Genomic DNA, 3,240 nt, shown 5'->3' with positions numbered 1-3,240 from the left:
CTTCGCGGCCGTGCTGAACGGTTTGTCGTTCGGGGCGCCGCGGATTCCGATCGTGTCGAATCTGACCGGTGAGCCTGTTGAGGAGTTCACCGCCGACTACTGGCTGCGGCATGTGCGGGAGGCGGTCCGGTTCGCCGACGGGGTGTCCTGGCTGGCGTCCAACGGTGTGACCCGGTGTGTCGAGGTCGGTCCGTCGGGTGTGCTGTCCGGGATGGCGGCGCTGACCGCCCCGGATCTGACCTACGCCGCGGCACTGCGCAAGGACCACGACGAGGACCACACCCTGCTCCAAGCGCTGGGCAGTCTCCACACCGCTGGACACGACGTGAACTGGGCCGCGGTCGCGGCGCACACCCGTGGCACGGTCGTCGACCTCCCGACGTACGCCTTCCAGCGCGAAAGCTTCTGGCTCGACCCCGGCCACCGGGCCGCCCCCGCCGCCGGGACGTTCGACGCCGACTTCTGGGAGGCTGTCGAGCAGGAAGACCTCAGCCGGCTCGCCGGAGTCCTCGACGCCGAAGACGACCTGCTGCGCCTGATGATCCCGGTGCTGTCGTCCTGGCGGCGCCGCAGCCAGGCGGCCACCACGGCAGACAGCTGGCGGATGCGGGTGGAGTGGCGGCCGCTGTCCGGGCTGCAGACCGCCGAGCTCACCGGCGAGTGGCTGCTCGTCGTACCGGAGAACGTGGATCCGTCCGGTGTCCGGGACGCCCTGGAACGGTCCGGTGCCACGGTGCGCACGCTGTCCCCGCAGTCCCGGGAGAGCCTCGCCGAACAACTCTCCGCCCACCCGGACCCGGCCGGCGTCGTCGCCCTCACCGGGCCGGCCGACGAGCCGGACCCGGATCACCCGGCGGTTCCGGCCGGCATCGGCACGACCATCGACCTGATCCACGCGCTCAACGACGCGGCGATCACCGCGCCGCTCTGGTGCGTCACCCGGAGCGCCGTCTCGATCGGCCGCTCCGACCCGCTGCGCCGGGCGGCACAGGCTCAGCTCTGGGGCCTGGGACGCGTCGCCGCCCTGGAACTGCCGAACCGGTGGGGCGGACTCGTCGACCTACCCGACGTCATCGACGCGACGGCCGCCGGCCGGCTCGCGGCGGTACTCGCCCAGCGTGCCGAGGACCAGGTCGCCGTACGGGCTTCCGGGGTCTTCGGCCGCCGGATCGCCGCGGCGCCGCTCAGCGGTACGGCCGTACCGTGGCAACCCCGCGGCACGACCGTCATCACCGGCGGCACAGGGGCGCTCGGCGCCGAGGTCGCCCGGCTGCTCGCCCGGCGCGGCGCACCGCACCTGCTGCTCACCAGCCGCCGCGGCGCCGACGCTCCCGGTGTGGACGCCCTCGTCACCGAACTGGCCGCCCTCGGCAGCCGGGTCACCGTGGCGGCCGTCGACGTCGCCGACCGGGACGCGCTCGCCGCGGCTCTCGCCACCGTGGATCTGGACGTGCCGGTGCACGGTGTCGTCCACGCCGCGGGCGTGGCCCCCTCACTCATGCTCGAGCACACCGACACCGCCGCGTACGCCGAGGTGGTGAGCGGCAAGGTGCTCGGCGCCGTGCACCTGGACGAGCTGCTGGTGACGGCCGACATTGACCGGTTCGTCGTCTTCTCGTCGATCGCCGGCATCTGGGGCAGCGGTGGGCAGGCCGCCTACGCCGCCGCCAACGCCCACCTCGACGCCCTCGCAGCCGCCCGCAACGCCCGGGGCGTGCCGGCGACAGCCGTGGCGTGGGGCCCGTGGGCCGAGATCGGCCTCGCCGCCGATCATGAATCAAGCGACTACCTCGCCCGCCGGGGTCTCACCGCGATGCCGCCGGCCCTCGCCATGACCGCGTTCGAACGGGCCGTCGACCACGGCGACACCGAAATCGTCGTCGCCGACGTCGACTGGGCGCGGTTCACCGACGCGTTCACCGCCGGACGTCCGAGCCGGCTGGTCGAAGGCATGGTCCAGGCAACGCGGGACGAGGGGAGCCCGGCGGCCACGGAAGCCGTCCGCCCGGTCCGGTCCGTTCAGGACCTTCTCGGCCTTGTACGTGTCCGCGCCGCGGCAGTGCTGAATCTCGCGGACGCCACCGAGATCGCCCCGTCAACGGCCTTCAACGACCTCGGCTTCGACTCCCTGACAGCGGTCGACCTGCGCAACGTCCTGCAGCGGGAGCTTAGTCTCGCCCTTCCGGCGTCGCTCGTCTTCGACCACCCGTCCGCGGAAGTACTTGCCCGGCACCTGCACGACCTGCTCGGCGGTGGGACGGCGGAGCAGGTCACGGCTCCGGCGATGCTGCCGGTCGCCGGCGACGACATCGTGATCGTCGGTATGGCCTGCCGCTATCCGGGCGGCGTCGAGTCGCCGGAGGATCTGTGGCGTCTCGTCGCGGACGGTGCCGACGGGACCTCCGGGTTCCCCGCCGACCGTGGGTGGCGGGTTCCGGCCGGGACGTCGTACGCCCAGGTCGGTGGTTTCGTGGACACGGCTTCGCAGTTCGACGCCGGTCTGTTCGGGGTTTCGCCGCGTGAGGCGGTGGCGATGGATCCGCAGCAGCGTCTGCTGTTGGAGGTGTCGTGGGAGACGTTGGAGCGGTCGGGGGTGGATCCGCGGTCGTTGCGGGGCGCTCCGGTGGGTGTGTTCGTCGGTGCGTCGCATTCCGGGTACACCGCCGCGGACGCGGACGGTCACATCCTCACGGGTACGGCGAACAGCGTCATTTCCGGGCGGGTGTCGTATTCGTTCGGGTTTGAGGGTCCGGCGATGACGGTGGATACGGCGTGTTCGTCGTCGTTGGTGGCGTTGCATCTGGCGGTGCAGGCGTTGCGGTCGGGTGAATGTGATCTGGCGTTGGCCGGTGGGGTCACGGTGATCACGGGTCCGGAGGTGTTCGCGGAGTTCGCCCGTCAGGACGGTCTGGCCTCGGATGGCCGGTGCAAGTCGTTCGCGGGTGCCGCCGACGGCACCGGGTGGGGCGAGGGTGCCGGCATGTTGCTGGTCGAGCGCCGTAGTGACGCCGAACGGCTGGGCCACCGGATCCTGGCCGTGGTGCGCGGTAGTGCCGTGAACCAGGACGGTGCCTCTAACGGGCTTACCGCTCCGAACGGTCCGGCGCAGCAGCGGGTGATCCGGCAGGCGCTGGCCGGTGCGGGCCTGAGCACGGCCGATGTGGATGTGGTGGAGGCGCACGGTACGGGCACGCGGTTGGGTGACCCGATCGAGGCGCAGGCGCTGCTGGCGACTTACGG

1 protein-coding gene is annotated in these 3,240 nt (G+C 72.1%); it reads left to right on the top strand.

The features are described 5' to 3' along the window. Positions 1-52 precede the first annotated feature (52 nt). A partial coding sequence (locus tag AB0G04_RS44130; protein ID WP_360996727.1) for an SDR family NAD(P)-dependent oxidoreductase occupies positions 53-3,240 on the top strand: 3,188 nt, incomplete at its 3' end.

Origin of the sequence: Actinoplanes sp. NPDC023801, assembly GCF_040639655.1 — a bacterium.
In the GTDB taxonomy this organism is placed as follows: domain Bacteria; phylum Actinomycetota; class Actinomycetes; order Mycobacteriales; family Micromonosporaceae; genus Actinoplanes.
This window is presented reverse-complemented; position numbering and strand designations above follow the sequence as displayed.